Origin of the sequence: Enterococcus sp. 3C7_DIV0644 (genome assembly GCF_002141235.1) — a bacterium.
In the GTDB taxonomy this organism is placed as follows: Bacteria; Bacillota; Bacilli; order Lactobacillales; family Enterococcaceae; genus Enterococcus_D; species Enterococcus_D entomosocium.
The window spans coordinates 1-1,017 of sequence record NZ_NGLK01000005.1; the positions used below are offsets into that span (position 1 = coordinate 1).

Consider the following 1,017-nt stretch of genomic DNA (forward strand, 5'->3'; position numbering starts at 1 on the left):
ATGGGGATTACCCGCAATGGGTCGTTGATTCAGAAGCCGATCAAGGCGGGTATTATGAAGACTTGCTCGTACCGAATTATCGCATCGTCTTACGCCTGTCTCTTATACACATCTAGATGTGTATAAGAGACAGGATCAAGGCGGGTATTATGAAGACTTGCTCGTACCGAATTATCGCATCGTCTTACGCTTTGTTCCACGATATACACATCTAGATGTGTATAAGAGACAGTTTGAGTATATAATTACCAAATAGTGGTCTATTTATGTAATAGTATAGAAAAGAATCTCTTGAAAAAGGAGTGGAGTGGATGAGAGAGCTGCAATTGGCCTTCATCAGCAACCGCACAACCTGTCTCTTATACACATCTAGATGTGTATAAGAGACAGATATTGTTCAACCTATTGATAAAGTTTCCAATCCTTACAAAAAATTTAGTAATCATTCTGAAAAACAATTTTTCTTTTGTAAGAAAGACACAGCTAAAAAGAATTTTATATTCTGTTATTGATAATCATCTTCACCTGAGAAGTGACGAAGAAATAATTTGGATAATTTGGATGTTCAAATCGTTAGGACTTTCTATGTCAATAGATTATATAAAAAAAATACTAAGATCTGAAAATTGGATAGCTATTATTATTTTGCTGGATATATTGGCTGAGAGAAAAAAAGAAATCGGTATTAAACGAGAATTATCAAAATTTAGAGAAAAATTCAAAGAAGAATACTTTGTTGGAGATGCTGAAGAAAATATGAATAGTGAAGTTTGGCTTATAGCGTATGAAATAGACTTTCATAGATGGTTAAACACTGGTGGAAATGAAAATGAAAAATTTGTTGAAGCTCGAAAAAGCCCTTTTTTTAAAGAGCTAAGAAAAAGAAATATTTCTTTTTATGATTCAAATTATCAGTATGAAATAATTGCTCAAGGTATTTTGCAAAATAACAATACACATCTAGATGTGTATAAGAGACAGATATAAAAGAGCAAAATCCGAATTGGCAAACTCAAA

Annotated in this window: 1 protein-coding gene; it reads left to right on the top strand. The window is 32.5% G+C overall.

Features of this window, described 5'->3' with window-relative positions:
• Positions 1-561: 561 nt before the first annotated feature.
• Complete coding sequence (locus A5877_RS17020; RefSeq protein WP_217809924.1) at positions 562-987, top strand: hypothetical protein; 426 nt, start codon at positions 562-564, stop codon at positions 985-987.
• The last annotated feature ends 30 nt before the right edge of the window (positions 988-1,017 follow it).

What these genes read in the sequence shown, in the direction of transcription:
- A5877_RS17020 (WP_217809924.1), top strand. Translation starts at nt 562, where the DNA reads ATGTTCAAATCGTTAGGACTTTCTATGTCAATAGATTATATAAAAAAA.